General features: G+C 71.4%; 14 protein-coding genes. 7 read left to right on the forward strand and 7 right to left on the reverse strand.

What is annotated here, in order from left to right; translation table 11 throughout:
* Positions 1-2,070 (reverse strand): PQQ-dependent sugar dehydrogenase (locus G6O54_RS24130; protein ID WP_165228908.1); only part of this gene is annotated, 2,070 nt, incomplete at its 3' end.
* 151 nt (positions 2,071-2,221) lie between these two features.
* On the opposite strand from G6O54_RS24130, the gene G6O54_RS24135 reads away from it, so the two are divergent.
* Entirely contained in the window at positions 2,222-6,631 is a 4,410-nt protein-coding gene (locus G6O54_RS24135; RefSeq protein WP_165228910.1) for an ion transporter, read from the forward strand.
* A gap of 76 nt (positions 6,632-6,707) precedes the next feature.
* Here the strand turns inward: G6O54_RS24135 and G6O54_RS24140 are convergent, their stop codons facing one another.
* Positions 6,708-7,691: a class I SAM-dependent methyltransferase gene (locus G6O54_RS24140; protein WP_165228912.1), complete on the reverse strand. Its 984-nt coding sequence runs from the start codon at positions 7,689-7,691 to the stop codon at positions 6,708-6,710.
* A gap of 152 nt (positions 7,692-7,843) precedes the next feature.
* Positions 7,844-9,091 carry a glycosyltransferase family 4 protein gene (locus tag G6O54_RS24145; protein WP_165228914.1) on the reverse strand — a complete coding sequence of 416 codons (1,248 nt, stop codon included), beginning with the start codon at positions 9,089-9,091 and terminating at the stop codon, positions 7,844-7,846.
* A gap of 303 nt (positions 9,092-9,394) precedes the next feature.
* Between G6O54_RS24145 and G6O54_RS24150 the strand changes: the two genes are divergently transcribed.
* From G6O54_RS24150 to G6O54_RS24160, 3 genes are all read left to right on the forward strand, one after another.
* The gene (locus tag G6O54_RS24150) at positions 9,395-10,249 is read left to right on the forward strand and encodes a hypothetical protein (protein WP_165228916.1); all 855 of its coding nucleotides are present in this window, start codon (positions 9,395-9,397) and stop codon (positions 10,247-10,249) included.
* Positions 10,239-11,327 carry a site-2 protease family protein gene (locus G6O54_RS24155; RefSeq protein ID WP_165228918.1) on the forward strand — a complete coding sequence of 363 codons (1,089 nt, stop codon included), beginning with the start codon at positions 10,239-10,241 and terminating at the stop codon, positions 11,325-11,327. The genes G6O54_RS24150 and G6O54_RS24155 overlap by 11 nt, the downstream gene beginning before the upstream one ends.
* Positions 11,328-11,496: 169 nt before the next feature.
* Complete coding sequence (locus G6O54_RS24160) at positions 11,497-11,976, forward strand: VOC family protein (RefSeq protein ID WP_165228920.1); 480 nt, start codon at positions 11,497-11,499, stop codon at positions 11,974-11,976.
* Positions 11,977-11,989: 13 nt separating this feature from the next.
* Here G6O54_RS24160 and G6O54_RS24165 read toward each other — a convergent pair whose 3' ends face one another.
* On the reverse strand, positions 11,990-13,291 hold the full coding sequence (locus G6O54_RS24165) for a serine/threonine-protein kinase (protein WP_165228922.1): 1,302 nt from the start codon (positions 13,289-13,291) through the stop codon (positions 11,990-11,992).
* Positions 13,292-13,776: 485 nt separating this feature from the next.
* On the opposite strand from G6O54_RS24165, the gene G6O54_RS24170 reads away from it, so the two are divergent.
* The gene (locus G6O54_RS24170; RefSeq protein ID WP_165228924.1) at positions 13,777-14,736 is read left to right on the forward strand and encodes an SGNH/GDSL hydrolase family protein; all 960 of its coding nucleotides are present in this window, start codon (positions 13,777-13,779) and stop codon (positions 14,734-14,736) included.
* Between the two features lie 60 nt (positions 14,737-14,796).
* On the opposite strand, the gene G6O54_RS24175 is transcribed toward G6O54_RS24170, so the two are convergent.
* A complete protein-coding gene (locus G6O54_RS24175; RefSeq protein WP_165228926.1) occupies positions 14,797-15,690 on the reverse strand; it encodes a TolB family protein in 894 nt (297 codons plus the stop codon).
* 29 nt (positions 15,691-15,719) lie between these two features.
* Positions 15,720-17,150 (reverse strand): glycoside hydrolase family 140 protein, encoded by a 1,431-nt coding sequence (locus G6O54_RS24180; protein WP_205679020.1) that lies wholly within the window; start codon positions 17,148-17,150, stop codon positions 15,720-15,722.
* Positions 17,151-17,286: 136 nt separating this feature from the next.
* On the opposite strand from G6O54_RS24180, the gene G6O54_RS24185 reads away from it, so the two are divergent.
* Together G6O54_RS24185 and G6O54_RS37410 are read left to right on the forward strand one after the other, a co-directional pair.
* Positions 17,287-18,444, forward strand: a complete 1,158-nt coding sequence (locus G6O54_RS24185) for an AraC family transcriptional regulator (RefSeq protein ID WP_165228928.1) — start codon at positions 17,287-17,289, stop codon at positions 18,442-18,444.
* A 576-nt stretch (positions 18,445-19,020) separates the two neighbouring features.
* Entirely contained in the window at positions 19,021-19,653 is a 633-nt protein-coding gene (locus G6O54_RS37410) for a hypothetical protein (RefSeq protein ID WP_205679021.1), read from the forward strand.
* 495 nt (positions 19,654-20,148) lie between these two features.
* On the opposite strand, the gene G6O54_RS24195 is transcribed toward G6O54_RS37410, so the two are convergent.
* A complete protein-coding gene (locus tag G6O54_RS24195) occupies positions 20,149-22,938 on the reverse strand; it encodes an FG-GAP repeat domain-containing protein (protein ID WP_165228930.1) in 2,790 nt (929 codons plus the stop codon).
* Between the last annotated feature and the right edge of the window lie 153 nt (positions 22,939-23,091).

Consider the following 23,091-nt stretch of genomic DNA (forward strand, 5'->3'; position numbering starts at 1 on the left):
ATAGTCCGAGATGAAGCCGCGGAGCCGCGCGGCGAGGACGCCGTTGAGGTGGATCTCGGCGTCCTCGTCGTGGTGGACCGAGAGCGTGAAGCCCCCGCGATCCCCCTCGGGGAGCGTGAACTCGCGGCGCATCCAGATGTCCCGGGACCGCCACTCGGTGCGGACCACGGCGCCGGGCGTGCCCCGGGTGCCGAAGCCCCCGGGGGCCTCGGGCCAGGAGGTGTCGTCGAAGTCCTCGCGGGCCCAGTCGGCGGCGGGCCGCCGTTCGGTCCGCCTCCAGGGGACTCCCTCCTTGCGCGAGGTGGATGCGACCTCCCGGGCCGCGGCGGGGAGGATCGGGGTCAGGTCGGCCGAGGTCGGATCGATCCGGTAGATTCCGCCCCGATCGAGGCCGACGACGTACAGCTCCCCCTCGTCGTCGAGGCCGAAGGACGCGATCCGCTCCGGAGCCCGGCCGATCTCGACGATCGAGGTCAGGGTGCGATCCTTCTGGCCGATCGCCCAGACGCGGCGGGTCTCGTAGTCGCCGAAGACGTACCGGCCCGCGAGCGCGGGGGACCGGCCGCCGCGGTAGACGAACCCTCCGGTGACCGAGACGCCGACCCGGTGGTGGTAGGCGAAGACGGGCGGGACGTAGCGTTCGCCGGGCCGCGCAAAGCGGTCGGAGAAGGGACGGAAGCCCTCCAGCACGTTCCAGCCGTGATTGTCGCCGCGACGGACGATCGAGACCTCCTCGTAGAGCCCCTGGCCGACGTCGCCGACCCAGAGGTCGCCGGTCGGCGGGTCGAAGCTGAACCGCCAGGGCTCGCGACATCCGAGGGCCCAGATCTCCGGCCGGGCGCCCTCGCGATTGCGGAACGGGTTATCCGCCGGGATGGCGTAGGCGAGGCCGTCGTCCGCCCGGTCCACGTCGATCCGGCTGATCTTGGCGAGGAGCGTGGAGAGATCCTGGCCGTGGCCCCGCGGGTCTCCCTGCGGGCCGGTGTCGCCCATGCCGATGTAGAGCTTGCCGTCGGGCCCGAACGCGAGGTTGCCGCCGTTGTGGATGTCGCTGACGACCGGCATCCTGAGGATCGGCCGCGAGGGCTCGCCGGAGTCGCGGAGGCCGCCGGCCGCCGCCCGGCGCTCGACGACTTCCACGGCGAGCCGTCCGCCGTCGCGCGGGGAGTGCCGCTCCAGGAAGTAGCGGCCGTTCCTGGGGAATTCGGGGTGAAACGCGACGCTCGTGAGGCCGGTCAGCTCGCCGGGCGTCGTCTCGCCGCCCACGTCGACGAAGAGGCTCCGGCTCCGGCCGTCCTTCTCCAGCAGCCAGACCCGCCCCCGCTGCATCTCGATGACGGCCGATGTGCCGGCATGGCCGGGGAGCGGCCCGAACCAGACCGGCCGGTGGAGCGGGGGGGCCGGCACGGGCCGCGGCACGAAGGTCACGGGCCGCGTGGCGCGGGGGATGTCGCGGGCATTCACGGCCTCGCGGGGGGAGGAAGAGGCGGGCGGTTCGAGGGTCCCGAGATACGCGACCAGGTCGGCCATCTGCCCCGGCGTGAGGGCCGCGTGCAGCCCCTCCGGCATCAGCGAGACCCGCGACGGCGACTGCTCCTCGATCTCCGATCGCGCCAGGCGGATGCTCTCCGTGGCCGAGGTCACGATCTGGAGCTCGTCCTCGCCCGTGGGGCGGAGCAGACCCTGGAGCACCCGGCCCGACTTGAGGGCCACGACGGTGGAGAGGAACTCCGGATGGATCTTCGCGGAGGGCTCGAGGATCGAGTCGAGGATCGCGGGGGCGTCCCACTGGCCGCCGCCGAGGCTCGACAGGTCCGGCCCGATCGACGGCCCCTTGCCGCCGATGGCGTGGCACGTGGCGCACTGGGTCCGGGCCGCATCCTCGAAGAGCCGCCGGCCACGGGCCGCGTCGCCCCTGGCGGCCAGCGCGGCGGCCCGGTAGCGGGCCAGGCCCGCGACGTCACGCGCGGGCGCGGTCTGCGAGCGAACTTCCCCGGGGACGAGCGCGGCCAGCACCGCCAGGGCCGCGATCAGCCCCGGCGCGGAGGCCGTGTCGCATCTTCGAGTCATGGTCCGTGCCCCTCGGGACGTGATACCGACGCATGCCTGCCGAGAATCCCGACGCGGGGAAACTCCCAGGGCGAGTGCCCCGCCGGATATTCTATGTAGACGCGTGCGTGATGGGGAATCTCGCGATCCATGGTCTGCGGGGGAGTGCCGCGTGAGCTGGGCGTCGCCGGAGGTCGAGGACTGGACGGATCGCGCACACGCGCTGGTGGAGGCGGCCGAGGGGGGCGACGGGCTGACGCTCCTCCACCGGCGGCTCGACCTGCTGGGCGAGGGCTTCCGCCTCCGCCAGGCGACCGACGCGAAGGGGGAGAGCGCCGGCCCCGGACCGGGCGAGGAGCAGGCCCGCGAATCGGCCCTCCGCGCCCTGATCCTGCTCCAGCGTGCGGTCCTGGAGCAGGTCGACGCCGAGATCGCGCGGAGCCCCGACGTCGAGCCGGACCCGTTCCACGCCGAGGGCGAGGACGACGGCCGGGCCGAGCCGGCCACCGCCAGGGCGATCGTCGCGGCCCGGGTCAAGGAATGGCTGCCGCTGGGGAAGGCGGCGCTCCGGTCGCTCGTCGCCGATCACCAGGTCCGGCGGATGGGGCGGGCGCTCGCCGTCCACGGCATGCGCGGGGACCTCGAGTGGCTCAGCGACGTGGTCGCCCGGCTCGACGGCGAGCCGGCGTCGGTCGCGACGGCCGCGCTCGAGGTGGACCTCGGGCGGATCGACCACGACCTCCGCGCGGCCTCGGCGGCGGGGCGGCCGGAGCAGCTCCGGGAGCGGGACCGGCTGATCGCCTGGGCCGATGCGCTTCGCCGGCTGCTGCTCGGCCGGCGGGTCCGGCGAGAGCTGGCGTGGCCCGCGGCCGGCATGCCCCCCGAGCGGCTGCTGACGATGCGGCTCCAGCTCTCGCGGCTGGAGGCCACGGTGGAGGCCCTGGACGACGGCGAGCGGTCGCGGGAGTGGGCGGAGGCCCTGGCCGTCCGCCGGGCCGACCTGGCGGATCGCGCGGCCGCGGCCTTCCGATCGATGGATCCGGCCGACGCCCGGCGGCACTGCGACCGGTGCGTCCAGGCGACCCAGGACGAGGTCAGCGAGGCCATCGCCTTCGTCGAGGACATGCCGCTGCGGCGGGCCGTGAGCCGGCTCGAGCTCGCCGGCCAGGATCTCGACCAGCTCGCGATCGTGGTCCGCCCCCTCGCGGACGAGGAGCAGGCCGCCGAGGCGCGGGCCCCCGACCCGGCGATCCCGGCGCCGCGGACGACCTCCCAGGCCGCCGAGGAGGAGCTCGAGGAGGTCGACGAGGCCCGCGCGCGGACCCGCCGGCAGCTCGCGGAGGTCCGGCGCCTGCGGCGGCGGGTCCACGGCGAGTGGCAGGAGAAGCTGCTGGCGCTCCGCCTCCGCGAGCGGTTCGGGCGGCGGGCGGTGCGGCTGCTGGAATCGGCCGTGCTCTGGCTGATCGTGGGGCTCCTCTCGCTGGTGGCCGCGGAGGCGGCGCTGCGGCACGGCGGCCGGCTGACTCCCGCGGGCCGGGCCGCGATCGCGTGGGCGGACCTGGTCGTCTGCTCGCTCCTCCTGGCGGAGTTCGGCCTGCGACTGGCGCTGGCGCCGGAGCGATGGCGCTACTTCCGCCGCCATTTCGCGATCGACCTGCTGGCCTCGCTGCCGCTGGGGTTCCTCGCCTATCTCATCGAGGCGGATGAGGCCGAGGTGGGCCTGGCGCAGGCGGAGGAGGCCGTCGACCTGCTCCAGTTCCTCCAGGTCGGCCGCCTGGTGCAGGTGCTCCGCGTCGTCCGGATCATCCTGCCGGCGCTTCGGGTCCTGCGGCTTGGGCTCTTCGCCCTCCGGCTGGGGGACCGGCTGGTCCGCCGGCACGCGGGGCTGCTCAATCGCAACGTCGTCCTCTTCGAGCCGTACCACGCCCACCGGGCGGAATCGAGCGACCGGCACGTGCTGGCCGCCCTGCGGGCGGAGCAGGAGCACGCGGCCACGCTCGTCGCCTCGCGGCTCGGCCGGGCCCAGCGGCTCCGGCTGGCCTCGCGCGGGCTGGCCGACCTGGGGGTGAGGATCCGGGCCTTGCCGGGTGAGGCGTTCGACGACCCGACCGACCCGGGCGAGGCCCGCGACGGGCGGGAGATCCCCGTCGAGGCGCTGGTGGACCGGATGATCCAGCTCACGCCGGAGCAGCTCGTCGACCGCATGGGGCCGGGCTTCGTCACGTCCGCCGATCGCTACCTCCGGCTCCTGGACGCCCCGGGCATCCGCCGCCTGCCGGTGGTCCGAAATCTGGTCGCCTACCGCCAGAAGAGCCCGGCGGAGGCCGCGGCGCTGGCGGCCAACTACATGGGCCATCTGGTGCAGCAGGCCCTCGAGGTCGTCTACTTCCTGGCGGACCTCCAGGGGACGGTCTCCCCCGCCGTCTTCCTGGACCGGCTGGGCGCGGCCCTGGTCTCCGCGACGCGGAACCCGGCGAAGCGCCTGCTCTGGCTGGGCTCCGCGTTCCTGCTCCTGTTCCTGCTGGTCAACGGGCTGGCGGTCTTCCGGCCGTTCCGCGGCTTCGTGGACAAGCTTCAGGACCTCCTCGGCTGGCCGGTGATCATCCTGGGGGGCATCTGCCTGGTCTTCTGGCTGCTCGGGGCGTGGTTCCGCAAGATCGCCAACCAGTCGGCCGACTTCAGCGAGAGGGTGGTCGAGGCCCAGTTCGTGGCCCAGACCAGGACGCTGAAGTCCCTCCGTCGCGAGGAGGACGGCCGGTTCCTCCTGGAACGGGTCATCGATCCCGAGTTCCTCCTCCGGTCGTCCGACAACCGGCGGCCCGGCCCGGAACGACGCGCGGACGCGACCGAGGCCGTCGTCGGCCGGGGGGGAGCGGCCGTCGAGGATCGAGAGCTGTCCTTCCTGAGGAATGTCGGCCTCCTCTACCAGGACTACCTGGACGGCTCGCCGTTCCACCGCAGCGACACCCGGGCCTCGGTGCAGCTCCTGGGGAACCTGGCCCTGACCAACATGAGGCGGAGCCACCTGGGGCACCTCCTCCGCGAGGGGCGGACGATCGATCGGCTGGACCTGAACCGGGCCGGCCGGGTCCTCGGCGGCCCGTACCTCTGGTTCAACTACATCACCCGGATGATCGTCCAGGAGACGGCGATCCTGCTGCTGGACTACAACCGGCACGCCATCCCCCTGGACCGGCTGGCCTGCTCGCCCGAGGGATCTCGCCGGGGATTCCGGGAGTGGCTGGCGCGTCGGCTCCGGGTCGAGCCCGACGAGATCTTCCTCCCCCCGACCGCGGGGCAGGGACGTGCGGCGGAGGAGGTCGCCGGCCCGGCCGACGGGGCGATCCCCCGACGGCCCGAGGCCGACGCGTTCATGGAGACCGTGGAGTTCACCGCGATCGACTTCCTGGCGGCGGATCCCGTGCGGGACGCGGCGATCCGGCGGCGGTTCGGGCCGCAGGTCGCCGACCTGGTCCGGCGCGACCGCCGGCAGAACGTCCGCCGGGCCTTCCGCAGCTATCCGCTCCACGAGCTGCCGCTGGCCCGGCGGACCATCAACCCCTACGCCTTCTACGAGGCCCACCTTTCTCGCGGCCGGATCGTCCTGCTGCCGTTCCTGATCCTGATCGCGGCCGCCCGGATGGTGACCGCGTCGGTGCGCGGGGTCCACGGCGTCGTCGAGGAGATCCTCCATCCCGAGGCGGACCCGGTGGAGGAGATCCCGGCGGACACCTACGCGACGGCGATCCGGAAGATCCATCGGATGCGCAAACCTGTGCTCATGGGTTCGCTCTGGCTGCGGGCGCGGTTCGACGTCGAATACCTGGGACTCCCCCTGCCGACGGCCCCGCCGGAGCTGACGGCGGGGCCGCTGATCGAGGGCGACCTGGACTACATCCGGGCCTCGCGGCAGGACCGGATCGTCGCCGAGCAGATCCGGATGGGCCATTCTCGACGCCTCCAGTGGATCGGCCGCTGGCTGGAGCGGTTCGGCTGGACGTTCGACGGCCTCCCGGCCTTCCTCGCCGCCGAGATCCCCTATCTCTCCGATCGCGGCGGCGAGGCCCTGCGGGCGCTCGTGGCCGCCTGCGTGCTGGACCACGACGACATCGCCACCCTGGCATCCTCCATCGAGGGCCTCGCACGCGTGATGACGCATGGGGCCGATCCCGAGGTGGACATCTCGCTGCTCCCCCCCAACCTCCCCGATCCGGTGATCAACCTGCGGCGGCTCTGGCACCCGGTCCCCTCGGTCCGAAGGCCCGCGGCCGACCTCTTCAACCTGCCGTGCTTCTCGTCCTACGGGCCGGCCGAGCGCGGCCGGATCCTCGCCTACATGAAGCGGCATCGCCGCGCCGTCCGGGGCTGGGTCAAGGTCGTGCTGGGGCAGGGGGGGGCGGATCCCTGGGCCGTGGTCCGGGCCCGGATGCGCGAGGTCCTCCTGCGGACCGACCTCTGGAGCGACCAGATCATCGTCCTCCGCGCGGTGCAGACCCTGGCACTCCTGGACGTCCAGCACAACTGCAACCTGGTCCGCAGCCTGGGCGACTACGACGCCCCCACTCGCCCCACTCGCCAGTAGGGAGTGGGGCGAAGGACGCAGGGAGTGGAGGATTCGGCCGGGCGGAGCGACCGCGACGGCCGAGCCCCTCGACTTCCTACTTCCCGCTCTCGACCAGCTCTCGCTCGCAGCGGGCGGGGGCGACCTTGCGGACGCAGACGCGCTGCATGTCGCGGAGGTTGAGGCTGAACTTCAGCTTGTCCAGGTTGAGGCGCTGGGAGAGCCCCCAGAAGGCCCGCTGGAGCCCGCGGCTCTTGGAGACGATCCCGACGTTGTGGAGCAGCCGCTCGGCCGACAACGATCGGCCGACGGCGGCGGCCTCCACGGTGTCGAAGCCGGCCGCCTCGTACACCTTGCGGAGCGTATCGAACGTGAAGAAGTAAATATGTCCGCCGCAGTTGACGCTACGCTCGCGTCGCCCCATCAGCTTGAACATGAGGGTGTCGTAGCGGGGCGTCTCGATGACCAGGTGGCCGCCCGGCTTGAGGACGCGGTTGATCTCGCCGAGCGTCCGGATCGGGTCGTCCACGTGCTCGATGACGTGGTTGAACAGGAGGACGTCGATCGACTCGTCGGGGATGTTGGCGTCCTCGAGGATCGCGGGGATCGCCTCGATCCCCAGGTGGTCCTTGCAGAACTTGCAGCAAGCGGCCGCGGGCTCCACGCCCAGGACGTCCCAGCCATCCTTGCGGAAGGCGTCGAGCAGGAATCCGAGGCTGCTGCCGACCTCCAGGAGCTTGCCCCGATTGGGGTAGAGGCGATTCAGGAGCGCCCGCGTGCGGTCGTAATCTCGGACCTGGAGCCGCTCCTTGCTGAGCCGCATGTGCGTCCAGCCGACGGCGTCCAGGAAGTGCTGGTTGAGGGTGCCGTCGGCCTCGGCCTGCAGCGCCAGCTTGAACGGGTCGTAGTTGGGATCCTCCCGCCCGATCTCCATGTGGTCGGGATCCTTCGCCCGCGGGCTGGCATACATCAGGCCGCAGCGGTTGCAGCGGACGATCTGGCTAATCTGGGCGACGCCCGCCGGGAAGACGATCGTGGCGTCATCGACTCCGCAATAGTTGCAAGGCACGGGATCGGCCATGCGGTGGGTTCCTCTCAAGGGGATACGTGATCGCCGCGTCGGCTCGAAGCTCGGCAAGAGAGCTTAATATGACTCCAGTAGGCGGATTGTTGATTCTACCCGGGGCGATGGGGCGAGAAACAGGGGAAAAGGGGCCGCGTTGCCCGGCGGAATCACGACGGCCCATCGGCCAGCGCGCGGACGAGGCGATCGCTGGCGGCCTGCCAGCGGAAGCGGGCCGCGATGGCCCGACCGACCGCGATGCGGCGGTCGCGCTCCTCGTGGCGGTCGAGGAGCTGGCGGAGGGTCGCCGCGATGGAATCCGGGCTGAGGGGATCGAAGTACCAGCCGGCGGCGCCGCCGATCTCCGGCAGGGCCGTCGAGTCGGCGAGCGCGGCGGGGATGCCCTGGGCCATGGCCTCGACGACCGGGATGCCGAAGCTCTCGCAGAGCGAGGGGAAGACCAGGGCGACGGCCTCGGCGTAGGCGGCGCGGAGGGCCTCTCCCTGGCGATAGCCGGGCATCCGGACGACGGCCCGCTTGCCGGCCGCCGCGACGGCCTCGCGGAGCGGGCGGGCCTCCGCCTCCGCCCCGGTCCCGAGCAGGACCAGCGCCAGGTCCCCGGCGGCGACCTCCGGCAGGGACGTCGCCGCCTGGACCAGCCGGGGCAGGTTCTTCCTCGGCTGGAAGTTCGCCACCGAGATCAGGTAGGGCATCCCGGCGGGCAGCCCCAGGTCCTGCCGCACCCGCTCCCGCTCGCTCGGGGTCGCCGGGTCGAAGAACAGGTCCTCGGCGGCGTTGGGCACGTACACCACCTTGTCCCGGCAGGCCGGGAATGCCTCCGCGAGCCGGCCGGTGTTGAAGCCCGAGACCGAGAGGATCAGGTCCGCCCGGTCGTAGGCCGCGGCCAGCCGCTCGCGGGTCCGTTGCGGCGAATATCGCAGCCCCTGGAGGACGTCGTGGCTCGTCACCGCCAGCCGGGCCGACCTCACCGGCACGGCGTACTCGGCGGGGCAGTACACCCAGTCGGCCGGGCCGCAGAGCGCGTCGATCGTCGGCCAGTCGGAAAACCGCCACCAGCGCAGGAGTTGGCGCGTCCGCACGGGGAGCTCGCGGCGAGGCAGGCGCTCCAGGGTGGCCCAGTAGGCCAGGCCGTCGGGCTGGACCATCCGCCCCGTGGCCACCCGAAGGCTGACGTCCTCGCGCCGGGCGAGGCATTCGAGCTGTCCCAGCGCGTGCCTCGTCACCCCCGTGGGGCCGTGGCAGCCGTCCAGGTCATAGAACCAAAGGATCCGCATGGTGGAGGCCCGGGGAGGGCCATCGGTCCGGCCGTCCTGGTCGAGGTCCGCGGCCGGCACCGGCAACGATGCCTCATCCGGGGCGGGGACGGACAGGGCGGCCGACGATGTGCCGGCCCCCATCCCGGATGGGCCATCATGGTCGCGGTGCGGCATCCCTGAGCCCTGGCCTTTCCTCGCCGCCGATCGCGCCATCTCTTGGCCCGGCACCCGGCCCCTGGGTCCACCCGAATCGATCCGGCGAGTCGTCATGTCCATCGAACTGCCCACAGGCTGTCCCGATCGTAGAAATCCCGCGTCCGACTGTCAATCGCGACGCTTCGCGACATGCGCGCGCGGGCTTTGAAATCCCCCGGAGGGCCGGTAGACTACGAGCGGCCCCCGGCCATTCGCCCCGGGCCAGGCCCGTACCATGTCGAGCGATCCATGATGCCCCACGACCGTGCGCCCGGGGACGCCTCCGCCGACCTCCAGTTCGATCGCGCCGAGTTCGCGGATCCTCCGGGCGACATGCCGCCGGCGGGCGACGTCCCGGCCGTCGCGACCGACGTCGAGGCATCCCGGTGCCTCGCCTGCCGCGGGCCGATCGAGGACGTCTATTACGAGGTCCATGGCCAGGTCGTCTGCCCAACCTGCCGGGGGCGGATCGGCGCGGCCCGGGACATGGGCTCCCCGGCCGGGCGGCTGCTCAAGGCCCTGCTTTTCGGGCTCGGTGCCGCGATCATCGGCTCGATCCTCTACTACGCGTTCATCGCCTTCACCGGATGGAACTTCGGCCTGGTCGCGGTCGTGCTCGGGGTGCTCGTCGGGGGGGCCGTCCGGGCCGGCTCGGGGGGCCGCGGAGGGCCCGTGTTCCAGGCCCTGGCCGTCGTCCTGGCGTACCTGGCCATCGCGGCTATGGCCATCCCGGATAACTACTCCGCCCTCATTCAGGCCATCGAAGACCGCGGCGCCGAGGCGGCCCAGCCGCAGGCCCCGGCCCAGCCCGCCGCCGTACCGCCTCCGCCGGCCCGGCCGCGCGCCGACGCCCGGGCGGTCCTGGCGAAGATGATCGCGGAACACCCCTCGATCCTCCTCGTTCTCGGGTTCAGCATCCTCATCTCGCCGGTCGAGCTGGCGATGCTCGCCCCCATCTCCGGCCTGATCTACGCCTTCGCCCTCTGGGAGGCATGGAAGATCAATCGCCGGGCCGTCGTCACGTTCAACGGCCCGTATCGCCTGGCCGCGGCGACGTGCCCGCCCGCGGCCGAGAAGCCGCCGGAGGCCGCCGATGAGCCCTGAGCCCGCCTCGTCCCCGTTCGCGACCGCGATCACCTGCCCGGCCTGTGGCACGGAGGTGGCCCCGACGCTGCTGGCCTGCCCGGCCTGCCGGACGCTCGTCCACGCCGACCACCTCAAAGCCTTGGCCCGGGCCGCCGAGGAGGCGGAGCAGGCCGGCGACGTCTCGGCCGCCCTGGCCGCCTGGCGGCAGGCCCTCGCCCTGCTCCCACCGTCCACTCGCCAGCACGCGGCGATCTCGGCGCGGATCGCGGAGCTGTCGCGGCTCGCGGAAGGGGGGGGCGAGGCGGCCGGCGCGGGAGGCAGGGCCGCCGCCCCCGGGTCCGACGTCCAGGGCTGGTCCCAGGGGCTCGCCGGGGCCGGCGGCGCGGCCGGCGCGCTCGCCCTGGCCGCCTGGAAGTTCAAGTTCGCGTTCTTCCTCCTCTTCGGCAAGGCCAAGCTCCTGCTCCTGGGCCTGACCAAGGCCAGCACGTTCTTCTCCATGCTCGCCATGGTCGGCGTCTACTGGACCGCCTTCGGGCTCCCCTTCGCGCTCGGCCTGGTCCTCTCGATCTACGTCCACGAGATGGGCCACGTGGCCGTGCTGATGCGCTACGGCGTCCCCTTCAGCGCCCCGCTGTTCATCCCCGGCCTGGGGGCGGTGATCCGCCTCCGGCAGGCCTTCAACGACCCTCGCGAGGACGCCCGCGTCGGCCTCGCCGGGCCGACGTGGGGCCTGGGGGCGGCGCTCGCCTGCGGGGGGATCTACCTCCTGACCGGCCAGCAGGTCTTCGCCGCGCTCGCACAGTTCGGCGCGCTGCTCAACCTGTTCAATCTCCTCCCGATCTGGCAGCTCGACGGCGGCCGCGCCTTCCACAGCTTCGACCGCCCCCAGCGATGGCTCGCCGCCGCCGCCATCGCCACCGCCTGGTCCCTGACCGGTGACGGCCTGCTCCTCCTGATCACCATCGTCGCCGCCGCGCGGGCCGCCCTCGACCGGCCGGCTCCCCGACCCGACCGCGGCGCCCTGGCCCGGTACATCGTCCTGGTCGCCGCCCTCGCGGTCCTCGCCTACTCGCCGGCCTTCCGCGTCCGGGGCTGATCGATCCCTGGACCTCTGACTTGAACGGACCATCTTCATGTGGATTTCGGGAATTCTACTGTACAGACGTTGACAACATGCCGATCTCTCGTTGTACTTCAGCCACCTCGCCGCGATCCTGTTCATGCGATCAGGATGCGGGAGGGGCTCACCTCAACGGAAGAATTTCATGGCGCACCCGATTCCTGCAGGCCAGCCCGTGATCACGCCGCACCTGGTCGTCAAGGGGGCGGCGGAGGCGATCGAGTTCTACAAGAAGGCGTTCGGCGCGGTGGAGATCTACCGGATGCCGTTCCCCGAGAGTGATGGCACCATCAAGCTGGGGCATGCGGAGCTGAAGTTCGGCGACTCCAAGTTGTATCTCGCGGACGAGTTCCCCAGCTACGGCTCGGTCGGGCCGGCGAACGGGAGCTCTCCGGTGGTGATCAACCTGGCCGTCACCGACGCGGACGCGACCTTCGAGAAGGCGACGGCGGCCGGTGCGACCGTGACCATGGCGCCCCAGGACATGTTCTGGGGGGACCGCTACGGCAAGCTCGTGGATCCGTTCGGCCATCATTGGGGGATTTCGGAGCATCTCGAGGACCTCACGCCCGAGGAGATCGAGGCACGCAAGGAGAAGGCCTTCGCGGGCGCCCCCTGCGAGTGAGCGACTCGCGGCCTCAGTCCAGCGGGTGGAGGCGGGCCTCCTCCTCGGCCTCCCGCAGCAACTGCCTCTCGGCCTCCCGCCGATTTCGGTCGGCGGCGGCCGCCCCTTCCGCGCCCTCGGGCTTGCCCTGGGCCACCCACATCTCGTAGGCACGGGCCTCGACCTGGGCCGCCACCACCTTCTCGGCCTCCAGCCAGTTCCGGGTGGCGAGGTCGTCGCCCTTCGGTTTCCCCTGCACGACCCACATGCGATAGGACCGAAGCTCGGTCAGCTTCCGGAATTCGGCGGATCGCTCGGCGGGCTTGGCGGCATCCGGCCCCGGGCGCTGATCCGCCGCCGGGGCGGTCGCCGCGGGGGGAACGACCGGGTGGGCCGCGGGGGGAACGACCGGGCCCTGATTCAGCCGGGCCATCGCGGCGAGCCCGACCCCCGCCGCCAGCAGGATCGCCGCCGTCGCGGCCCCGTACCTCAGTCCCGACCCGAGCCCACGGGCCGCGGGCCTCGCCGACTCGAGGTGCGGGTCGATCGCCCGGACCAGGTGGCCGACCGAGTCGTACCGCTCGCGGGGATCTTCCTCCAGGCCCCGCAGGATCGCGGCATCGAGCGCCGACGGGAGCGACGGATTCAGGCGGGAGGGGGGGCCGAAGCGGCCCATGGGACGCCGGCCCGTGAGCAGCTCGTAGGTCACGGCGGCCAGCGAGTACTGGTCGGCCCGCTCATCGATCCGATCCCCGCGCTGCTGCTCGGGCGAGACATAGCCGAGCGTCCCCAGCCCCCGCCCGGAGCGCGTCAGGGCGCCGGCGCTCTCCTGCAAGACGGCCAGGCCGAAGTCGCAGACCTTGCACAGGGTCTCCGTGGGCATGAGGATGTTCTCGGGCTTCAGGTCGCGGTGGATGATCCCCTTGCCGTGCAGGTGCTCGAGCGCATCGCCGGCCTGGCGGAGGATCTCCCGCACCCGGTCCGACGTCATCGGCCTGCCCGGTTTCATCCGGCTCCGCAGGTCCCCCCCCTCGATGTACTCGGTCGCCAGGTAGGGCAGGTCCGAGTCGGCCGTCACGCCGTAATCGAAGAGGGCGAGGATGTGCGGGTGGGAGAGGTTCGCGAGCAGCTCCGCCTCCCGACGGAACCGCGCCCGGCAGAGGACCGGGTCCTCGAGATCCGGGATCGTCAGCACCTTCACGCAGACGAGCCGCCCGAGCGCGACCTGGCGCGCCAGGAAGACGCGGCCCATGCCCCCCGCGCCGAGCTGCCGGATCAACTCATGGCCGGGAACCACCGGCGCGGTCACCCGGGAGGTCTCGTCAACCCGCGCCATGGCCAACCCATCCTCCACGGGTGCAACTTGCCCGTTCCGAAGAAGCCGTATCCCTGGCAAGCTCAGCCTATCATCCCGGGCGCTTTCCTGCACCGCATTCCGGACCCGGGCCGCCCGGATTCCCGCATCATGGGGGATCGTCTGCGAGGATGCACCGGATATCACATGAGCGCACATACACAAAAGCAATGAAAGTAGGCCGGCGGCATCGAGCCCAGGCCCTCCGGCCGATCGAAGGAGGTCGGACATGTCGCCCTCGACAGTTCCCGAGGAAACGTCCCGAAAACATCCGGGATGGCACGTAACTTAACGCGACTTTCGCACGAAAACCGGCCAAGCGAGCTTGTCAAGAAATTGGCAGACGCTATAGTCTCCCCATCGCGAAAGCGAGGCGGCATGGACGGCGCCATGGAGAGGCCATGGCCTCGCCTGCCCGGCCGCCGGGATACATGGGCCGAGGCCCCGAGTGAAGGAGCACCGTTCGCATGGCCGACCAGAGACTCGCAAGGATTGCAGGCCGCATCGCCTGGATGGCAGTCGTCGCCCTCGCCGCGTGCACGTCCGCGCAGCCCGTCCGGGCGGGGCAGTTCACCGGCATCGTCTCCTTCGGCGATAGCCTCTCGGACGTCGGGAACACGTTCCTGGCGGCCGGCCTCCCGCCGGATCCCCCCTATTACCAGGGCCGCTACTCGAACGGGCTGAACTGGCTGGATTACCTGGCCAAGGACCTGGGGATCGCCGGTCCGGTGGCGAGCCTCGCCGGCGGCTCGGATTACGCCTGGGGCGGGGCCCAGACGGGCGACGGCCTCTCGTTCATGGGCACGCCGAACATCGGCATGCAGGTGGATGGCTTCCTGATGGCCGGCGGCACCCTGACCGGCTCCCAGCTCGTCACGATCTGGGGGGGCGCCAATGACTTCCTCAACGCCGGGCTGACCGATCCGGCGGTCGCCGTGGCCAACCTCTCGGCCGCGATCACCAAGCTGGCGGCGGCCGGCGCGTCCCAGTTCATCGTCCCGAATCTCCCGCTGCTCGGCGAGCTCCCCGTGACCAACACGTTGCCCGACGCCGTCCGGCAGGCCCTGGACGGCCTCACGATGGCCTTCAACGCCATGCTCGCGCAGGAGTTGACGAAGCTCGACGCGACCCTCGGGATCACGATCCATCAGCTCGACATCGCCACCGTCTTCCAGGAGATGCTGGCCGATCCGTCGAAGTACGGCCTCACCAACGTGACCGATTCCGCGCTCGACTCCGGCAACTTCACCGGCGCCGGCTACCTGTTCTGGGATAACGTCCATCCGACGACCTCGGTCCAGGAGCGGATCGGGCATGCGGCCGCCGCCACCGTGATCCCAGAGCCTTCCTCCCTCGCCCTGCTCGCGATCGGCGGCTGCGCCGTGGTGCCCATGCTGCGGCCTCGGGCCCGGCGCCGCGCGGCCTGAACGACGCCCGACACGAGGATCTCGACACGTCCGGCGCCCGGGCGAATGCCCGGGCGGCCGCTATCTCGGCCCCCAGGGCGCCCGGCTGCCGTCGATGGTCGTCTGGTAGTGGAGCGGCTCGAGGACCCGTGGCGAGGTCCCGTCGATGTTCATCACCCAGACGGGCCGCTTGTCGGCCCGCTTCTCCTTGTAGGCGAGCTCCATCCGCTGGCCGTCCCGCCAGTAGACCTCGTCGCAGAGCCGGAACGAGATCAGCCGGCCGTCCGGCGAGACCGAGGGCGAGGTGGCGCCCCGGCCCCCGCCGAAGTGCGTGAGCTGATCCCGCCCCTTGCCCTCCGGGTCGCACCGGAAGATCTCCAGCGAGTCGCCAACCTTGTCGGCGAAGACGATCCAGCGCCCGTCCGGGGACCACGCGGAGTGCATCCCCGCGAACGGGTTGGGCCGGGTCGTCAGCGGCCGTTCGTTCTTGCCGTCGCCGTCGGCGGCGTACAGGAGCTGGCCCCCCTTCACGCCGCGGGCGTAGACGACCGTCCTGCCGTCCGGCGAGATGGCCGGGTCGATGGCCCCTTCCAGCAGGACCTCGAACGACGACCCGTCCGGGTGGATCCGGCAGAGCCGGGCGGGCCCGCTGTTGAACAGGCCGAAGTAAATCCAGCGGCCGTCCGCCGTCCAGCTCTGCATGCCGGCCACGGTCGGGGCCTTCTCGTGCGTGAGCTGGCGGACGTCCGTGCCGTCGGCATTCATGACGAACAGGTTATACGTCCCGTCCCGGTCCGAGTTGAAGCCGACGAGCTTGCCGTCGAACGACCAGGACGGATAGCGCTCGCCGGACCCGGGGCTCCGCGACAGGTTCCGCGCATCGCCCGTGGCCGGGTCGATCCGGAAGATCTCCGTGTCCCCCGTCCGGAACGTCGCGACGAGCAGGCCGAAGCCGATCAAGAGTGTCTGCTGCATGGCGGATGGCTCCAGGGAATCGGCACCGATCACCGGGCGGACGCGCCGGGGGCGGGATAGTCTCGTGACGCATCGTCGAGGATCAGGACCCAGTCCTTCCCCTTGCCGCTGGAGGGGGGACGGAACTCCCTCGTCCCCTTGCGGGCGACGGCCTCGCCGGACTTCGCCTCGCCGGTCCGCGGGTCCAGCCAAGTCGACCGCAGCTCCTTGCCGGAGAGCTTCTCCAGGTCGATCGAGAAGGGCTTGCCGGATGACGAGTAGACGAAGGCGTACGAGCCGTCCGCGCCCCGAGTCGCCGCGATATGGTCGGTCCCCTTGCCGGGGTCGCCGACGATCAGCGACTGGTCCGGGATCCTCTCCAGGTAAGGTCGCGACTCGATCAAGGCCCGGGCAAACTTCATCTGGCGGCTTCCGGGCAAGACCAGGGCCTTCTTCCAGGGCGTGCGGGCGAAGGTGATCGGCGCACGGCCCTTGTCGTAGAACTGCCAGATGTCGTGGCAGCCGTAGGTATGCCCGCAGGCCCCGGCGAAGAGGGCCCAGTAGGCGAACTTGCGGGTCTCGTACTCGTCCAGGTAGCCGTTGTTCGCCTTGAAGTCGTTGGGGTGATCCTCGTAGCCGGGCTCGGCGTCCAGGCAGGGCTTCGCGGGCTTCCGCGCGTAATCGGCCGCGATGAACTTGAAGTTCTCGTGATCGAACCCATGTCCGGTCTGGCACATGTTGAAGTCGAGCCAGGGCTCGTCGTGGAGCCACTGGGCCGAGGTCCGCCATCCGCTCGGATGGAAGGTGATCAGGTGCCGCCCGCCGTCCCCGTCTCGCAGCCCCTCGGCCATCGCCCTCATGATCGCCCTGTGGCGGTCGTTCTCGATCTCCCGGTCGCCGCCGAGGATCCAGACGACCGGCCTGTCCCGGTAGCGACGGCCGAGATACGCGCCGTAGACCCGCGCGTTCTCCGGAGTGAAGAGCTCCGGCCCGACGCCCCATTTCTTGTTCCACTTGTCCCCCCACGTCGGCAGCAGGCCGGCGCAGAGGCCGAGCTCGTCGGCCCGGTTGACCACCCAGTCGACGTCGGCGAAGTACCTCTCGTCGGGCCTCGTCGGGTCGTTGTCCACGAGCGGGACGTGCCCCTGCGGGTTGGGCTGGGTGTAGCCGTGCTCGGCCAGGACGACGGTCTGGATCACGGTGAACTTCTGGTCGGCGCGGTCCTTCAGGTAGTGGTCGGCCTCGTCGCGGTTGAGGCGGTGGATCAGCTCCCAGGCCGTGTCCCCCAGGTAGAAGAACGGCTTGCCGTGCTGATCCAGCAGGAACCGGCCGTTCTCGCTGACCTTCGCGGGAAACGGCGTGTCGCGGCCCGCCGCCGCGGCCGGGGTGGCCGGAACGAGCGTGAGGCCAAGGCCCAGCAAGCCGGCAAGGCCGATCAGCAGGGCCGGATGCGCGTTCTTCCGGGATCGGGTCTTCATCATCGAGGGGACCTCGTCGGGGAGGGAGGATCCGGCAGATTCGCACGGCCCTCCAGGATCGCACGCGCGACCGTTCCCCCGCCATGACGGATCGCGTAGAACTTTTACGGGATTGCGACACCACGAGGGGAATGGCGACATGCCGCGGGTCTCTCGGATCGGCCTGGTCTTCGGCTTCGGGCTCGACTATTGCCGCGACATCCTGAGGGGGATCAAGGGGTTTGCGGAGTCTCGCCCCGACTGGTCCTTCGCGACCGTCGCGCCCGAGCCCAGGGCGCTGGAGGTCTTCCGATCGGCCCGCGTGGACGGCCTGATCGCGCATGTCGCCAACCGGGCGCTGGCGGATGCGATCGAGCGGTTGGGCCGGCCGGCGGTGAACGTCTCCGGGGTGCTCCCCGAGCTGCCCTTCCCGCGGGTGATGACCGACCATCGCGAGGCGGGGCGGCTCGCGGCCCGGCACCTGCTCGACTGCGGGCTCCGGCAATTCGGGTTCGTCGGGTATCCCGACCACGCCTTCTCGATCGGCCGCGAGGAGGGCTTCCGCGAGGAGCTCGCGGGTGCCGGCTTCTCGGCCTCGGCGCTCCGCCAACGGGTCCCCTGGCGGCGGGATCCGACGGGCCTCTGGAGCTGGAACGAGGCGCTGCCGCTCTGGCTGGCGAGCCTGCCCAGGCCCGTCGGGATCCTCGCCAGCCACGACCCGCAAGGGGTGCAGGTCTCCGAGGCCTGCCGCCAGGCCGGCCTGAAGGTCCCCGACGACGTGGCGATCGTGGGGGTGGACGACGACGACCTCCTCTGCGAGCTGGCCCGGCCCTCGCTGTCGAGCGTGGCGTTGCCCTCGGAGCGGATCGGCCGCGAGGCCGCCGCGCTCCTGGAGCGGCTCCTCGACGGCGCGCCGCCGCCCGCGGAGCCGATCCTCTTGCCGCCTCTGGGCGTGGTGGCCCGGCAATCCTCGGACATCCTGGCGATCCCCGATCCCGAGGTGGCGGCGGCGGTCCGGTTCATCCGCGATCAGGGGGGCAGGCCGCTCCGGGTCGACGACGTCCTCCGGGCCGTCCCCGCCTCCCGTCGGGGCCTCGAACGCCGCTTCCGCAAGGTCCTCCGGCGGGGCATCTGGGAGGAGATCCGCCGCGTCCAGGTCGACCGGGGCAAGGCGCTGCTCTCCGGCACGGACCTCCCCATGTCCGAGATCGCCCGCCGCGCCGGATTCACCGACGGCCGCATGCTCTCGGTCGTCTTCCGCCAGGAAACCGGCCAGACCCCCACCGAATTCCGCCGCAGGCACCGCGGGCCGCGGTGACGGGACCGCCCCGGGAAATTGGCTTCGTTCGTCGCATGAAGCACAACTTATTCGTTCTTCAAGCCCGATCCTATATGAGACTTGCGTCGATTCTGCGACTGGCTTTGATGGCGCCATTTCCTCGATTTGGGGCCTCGCGGGACGGGCTGCCGCCGGCGCGTCCCGCGCCGTCTTCTCGCGCTCGCGGCGAAGCGCGACCAGGACCTCCGTCAGCTCCCGGCGCATCGCCGCGACGGTCAGCGACTCTCCCGGCTTGGTCCGGCGTCGGAGTGAGTCGATGACATGGCGTCCATGGGCGAGAGCCTGGGCCTCGGTCGTCATCATGGGCAGCCTCCGCGTCGGGGTGACCAGGTGGGCGGGCGCGCAACGTCACACGGCCCTTTCCTAGTACAATCCCGAAATGGCGACCGCCGGTTTCACCAAAATGGGATAATGTCGTCGGCGTCCGTGTGCGAGCCATCAGGAGGCCACCACCGAGCCCGACGGCCGAGCCGCTCGCCTCCGATTCCCCTTTCAGGACAGGGCCAATCTCCCATGACCGCAGACGAATGGGATCGATGCCCTCGTAGCGACAGGATGATTCTGCCGCTCCACGAGTGGCTTCTCGCCAACCCCGCGGCCGCGGGGCCGGTCGACCGCAGGCTGCGGTTGTATGCCGTCGCCTGCTGCCGTCAGCGCTGGGAACTGTTCGACTCGGATCTCTTCCGGCGGGCGGTGGAGGTGGCCGAGGAACTCGCCGAGGGGCGGGCGGATGAGAAGGAGCGGGCCGTGCTCTACGCCGCGATCATGGACTTCCCGACCCCGAATGGTCAGAGCCACTGCATCGAGAACATGACGCTCAAGTTGCTCCAGAATCGAGGTATCAACTGCGTGGCGGCAGCCGTTTCGGATTTGGCCTTTGCGACTGGGGCTGGTGATTTCGAGGCGGTCGTCCAGGCCCAGGCCCCGCTCCTCCGCTGCGTGGTCGGCAACCCGTTCCGCCCCGTCGCGTTCGACCCGGCCTTGCGGACTCCTTCCACCTCCGAGCTTGCCACATCGATCTACGCGGATCGGGCCTTCGATCGGATGCCGGCCCAGGCCGATGCCCTCGAGAAAGCGGGCTGCGGCCTTCCCGACCTGCTGGCGCATTGCCGGGGCGGCGGCCCGCACGTCCGCGGCTGCTGGGTCATCGATCTGCTGCTCGGGCAAGCCGGTCCCCGCGCGGTCTGACTCTTGCAGGGTGGGCCGAGCAGATCGCAGATGCACCGGATCGGTTCGGCCGGCACCATCCCAAATGCGGAAGCCACGGATTGACAGCCCTGCACGAGTTTTCTGGACAGGTGACCACCCGCGTGAGCGGGTGGTTCGGACGGGGCGCAGCCCACCAGCCTCCGGCGTAAGCCGGACCGCCTTCGAGCGAGCGACGGCCTGCCCCGCGGATCGCACTGACGTGCGAGGCTGGAGGCTTCGCCCGTCCGAACCACGATCTGACGATCGTGGTCACCGATGCTTACGTAGTTATACCGACTGTCAACCTCGGGAGCCGAATCCTCGCTATCTCAAAACGATGCCGTTCGGCCTCGAGATTTCCGCGGGCTTTCCTCTCGGCCCCGAAATCCCGGGACTCGGGCCGTCGGCTCAACGCCATGGTGAACCGGCCGGGCAACCGCGGTCGCCCCGGACCGCGGAGTTCCGGAGACGAGCCCCGAGCCGGCTCCGCGGGCGTTAGCGGCCGGAGTCCGCCGCGCCGACCCCGTAGACGTTCCCATCGCCGCAGACCACGACGACCTCGGCGGCACCCGTCCCGAGGGTGTCGGCGATGGCGGGCGGGCCGAGTTGATCGGGGAAGGAGCGGGCCCAGCGGATGACGCCCGCCTTGCCGTCGGACGAGGTCCCCACCGCGAGCAGGCACTTGCCGACGGCCAGGACCGCCTCGTCCCGGCCATCGCCGTCGATGTCGGCCGTGGCGGGGACCATCGGGGCGCTCGCCTCGTCGGAGGGATCGAGGCCGGTCAGCGGCAACGTCCATTCGACCGTGCCGGTCGCGGCGTCGAAGCAGCGCACCTCCTGCCCGGCCCCTGACGGCCGACGATGGCCGACGCTCAGGAGCTCGATCGCCCCGTCGCCGTCGAGATCGCCGATGCCCGGCGATACGTCCGGCCAGCCCGGCGTCGGGCCGTGCTGCCAGAGGGGAGATGCATCCGCCGCCAACATCGCGAACACCGTCGCATTGGCGCCGTAGACCACCTGCGGCCGCCCCCGGCGGAGGAAGTCGGCGACCGACGGGACCGCGTACATGCTCCATGTGTTCTTGAACACATCATGGTTCGTGTGGCGGTCGAGGAGGAGCTTGCCGGACGGGCCGTCGAAGACCGACACGACGTCGGGATAGAGGCAGAGGGCGTCGTCCCGGCCGTCGCCGTCGTGGTCGTAGACGGCCATCCAGCTCCCGCCGCAGGCCCGCTGATTGCCGCCGGCGTTCCCCCCTTGCACGCGCCGCCAGATCCGTCGTCCGTCGCGGCCGTCCAGCAGGAACGCCTCGTCGCTGTGCATGGTGCTGCGACGGATGTTGACGAGGACGTCGCACCGCCTGGGGTCGGTGAATCGCCCGGCGAACCAGAGCGTCAGGCCGCCCAGGTTCCATTCCGGGGGGGCCCCCGCGAGGTCGTCGAAATCGGCCGCCCAGAGGAGCCGGCCCGTCGGCCCGTGGGCCACGAGCCGGGCGTGGCCGTCGGGCGCGGTCGTCGCCGCGACGGTCGCCAGCGTCCCGTCGCCGACCAGGTCGGCCAGCACGACGCCCCCGAAGCTCGCCCCCCCGCCCAGCCGTGACGAGCCCGTGTAGAGGCCACGGCCCGGCCGGCTCGCGAGCCTCGCGGGCGCCTTCCCGCCCGGCTTCGGCTGGAACGTCGAGAGCCGATCGCAGGCCCCCTGGACCACCACGCTGGGAGGTTCTCCCGGGGCCAGCCGGCCGACGACCGGCGTCGATGGGGGCATCCCCTCCCGCCTCGAGGCCAGGATCGTCGCCTCCGTCGAATGGCATGCGACCTCGCCCGTGCTATCGCCGGGGACTCGCGCGCGGACCAGGATCTCGGCGGGGCCGGCCGGCGTGGGTCGGCTCCCGAGGGCCTCCAGATGAGGCCCGGTGATCCGGCCTCGACGCGTGATGGCCCCGCGCCCATCCGACTGCCAGATGGAAAGCTCGATGCCCCCCGAGTCCGGAGCCGCGACCCGCCGCGTGAGGAAGTAGGGCCGGCCCGCGACGCCGGACGGGACCGTCAGCAGGGTCGTGGTCCCGGTCCCGCTGTTGGTGTTCACCGTCGCGGGCAGGTCGTGCAGGGGCTGGGCCTGGAACGCCGCGTCCGTCTCCTTCCAACGAGGCTCGAGCCGGCCCCCCCTGACGCCGAAGATCGCGAGCGATCCACGCTCGGGGACGAACCGGCCGCGGGTCTCCGTGCACGCCAGCTCGGCGGCGCCGTCGCCGTCCAGGTCGGCCAGCCCGCAGAGCACCTGGTCGGGGAGGTCGTGCCTGGTCCGCCCGGTGAGGCCCTCCAAGACCACCGAATGCCAGCGCGCATCGCCATCCGAGTTGAAGAGCGAAACGACGATCTCGGGACGGCCGTCGCCGTCGACATCCTGGACGGGGAGGGCACCGGTCCGGAGGATGGTCTGCTTCATGGTGATCCCGCGCTCGATGAGGCGGGACCAGAGGCGGACGAGCTGGCCATCCTTCCAGCCCAGCACGGCCATGAAGTTCTCGAAGTCGCCGAGGACGACGAACTCCATCCGTCCGTCGCCGTCGAAGTCGGCCGCCCCGAGCCATCCATAAGCCCGACCGCTCTCCGCACCCTCGGGCGTGTAGCGGGCCTTCGACTTGAACGCGCCGGTCTGGAGGTCGAAGACCCAGAGGTCGTACCAGGGGGTCATGGCCACGTCCGGCCGGCCGTCGTGATCGAAGTCCCCCGTGATCGGGTTCGCCACGTACTGGAGTGGTATGGGCACGCTCGTCCAGACCCGTTCCCAGCCGCCGTTGCGTCGCGCCAGCAGCCGCGCCGTGGCCGGCGGCGGGGGCTCGATCTTGGAGGCGAAGAGGGAGTCGACCTCGAGCTTCTGGAGCCCCGGGCGGTCGGCCAGGAACTTGCCGATGCGATGCTGGGGATCGACGGCGGATTCCCGCAGCTTGCCATCGCCGTCGAGGTCCGCGAGGGCCGCCCCGATCGGCCACTGGGCGAGGACTTCCGCCCATCGCTCCGGCCGGATGTCGCAGGCGGGCAGGGCCAGGGACGACGGGCCCTCGCCCGCTAGCCGGACCGCCAGGAGGGTGCCGCGGTCCCCCACGAACTGCGTCCAGGTCGTCACCGGATCGCGGATCGCCCCCCGGATCGCCGAATGCCCGGTGAGGCCGCGATCCCCCCGGAACTGGAGCCAGCTCCCCGCCGGCCCCTCGCCGGCCCCCGCCCGCGCGGGGAGGATCAGGAGCAAGATCAGCCCATGAACGAGCCGCGATGTCTGCTTCACCGAATCTCCTCCGAACGTCCGCCCCGCGATGCGGAGGCGCAGGCCGTCTCGGCCGATGGCCGGTTCCACGACGCCCGGAGGTGCCGCCCGGGCCCGCGGGGACTCCTTACCGTCCAGGAGGGAGCCCACGAGCGAGCCTTCCGATCCCCTCCT

The organism is Aquisphaera insulae (genome assembly GCF_011064615.1).
GTDB lineage: Bacteria > Planctomycetota > Planctomycetia > Isosphaerales > Isosphaeraceae > Aquisphaera > Aquisphaera insulae.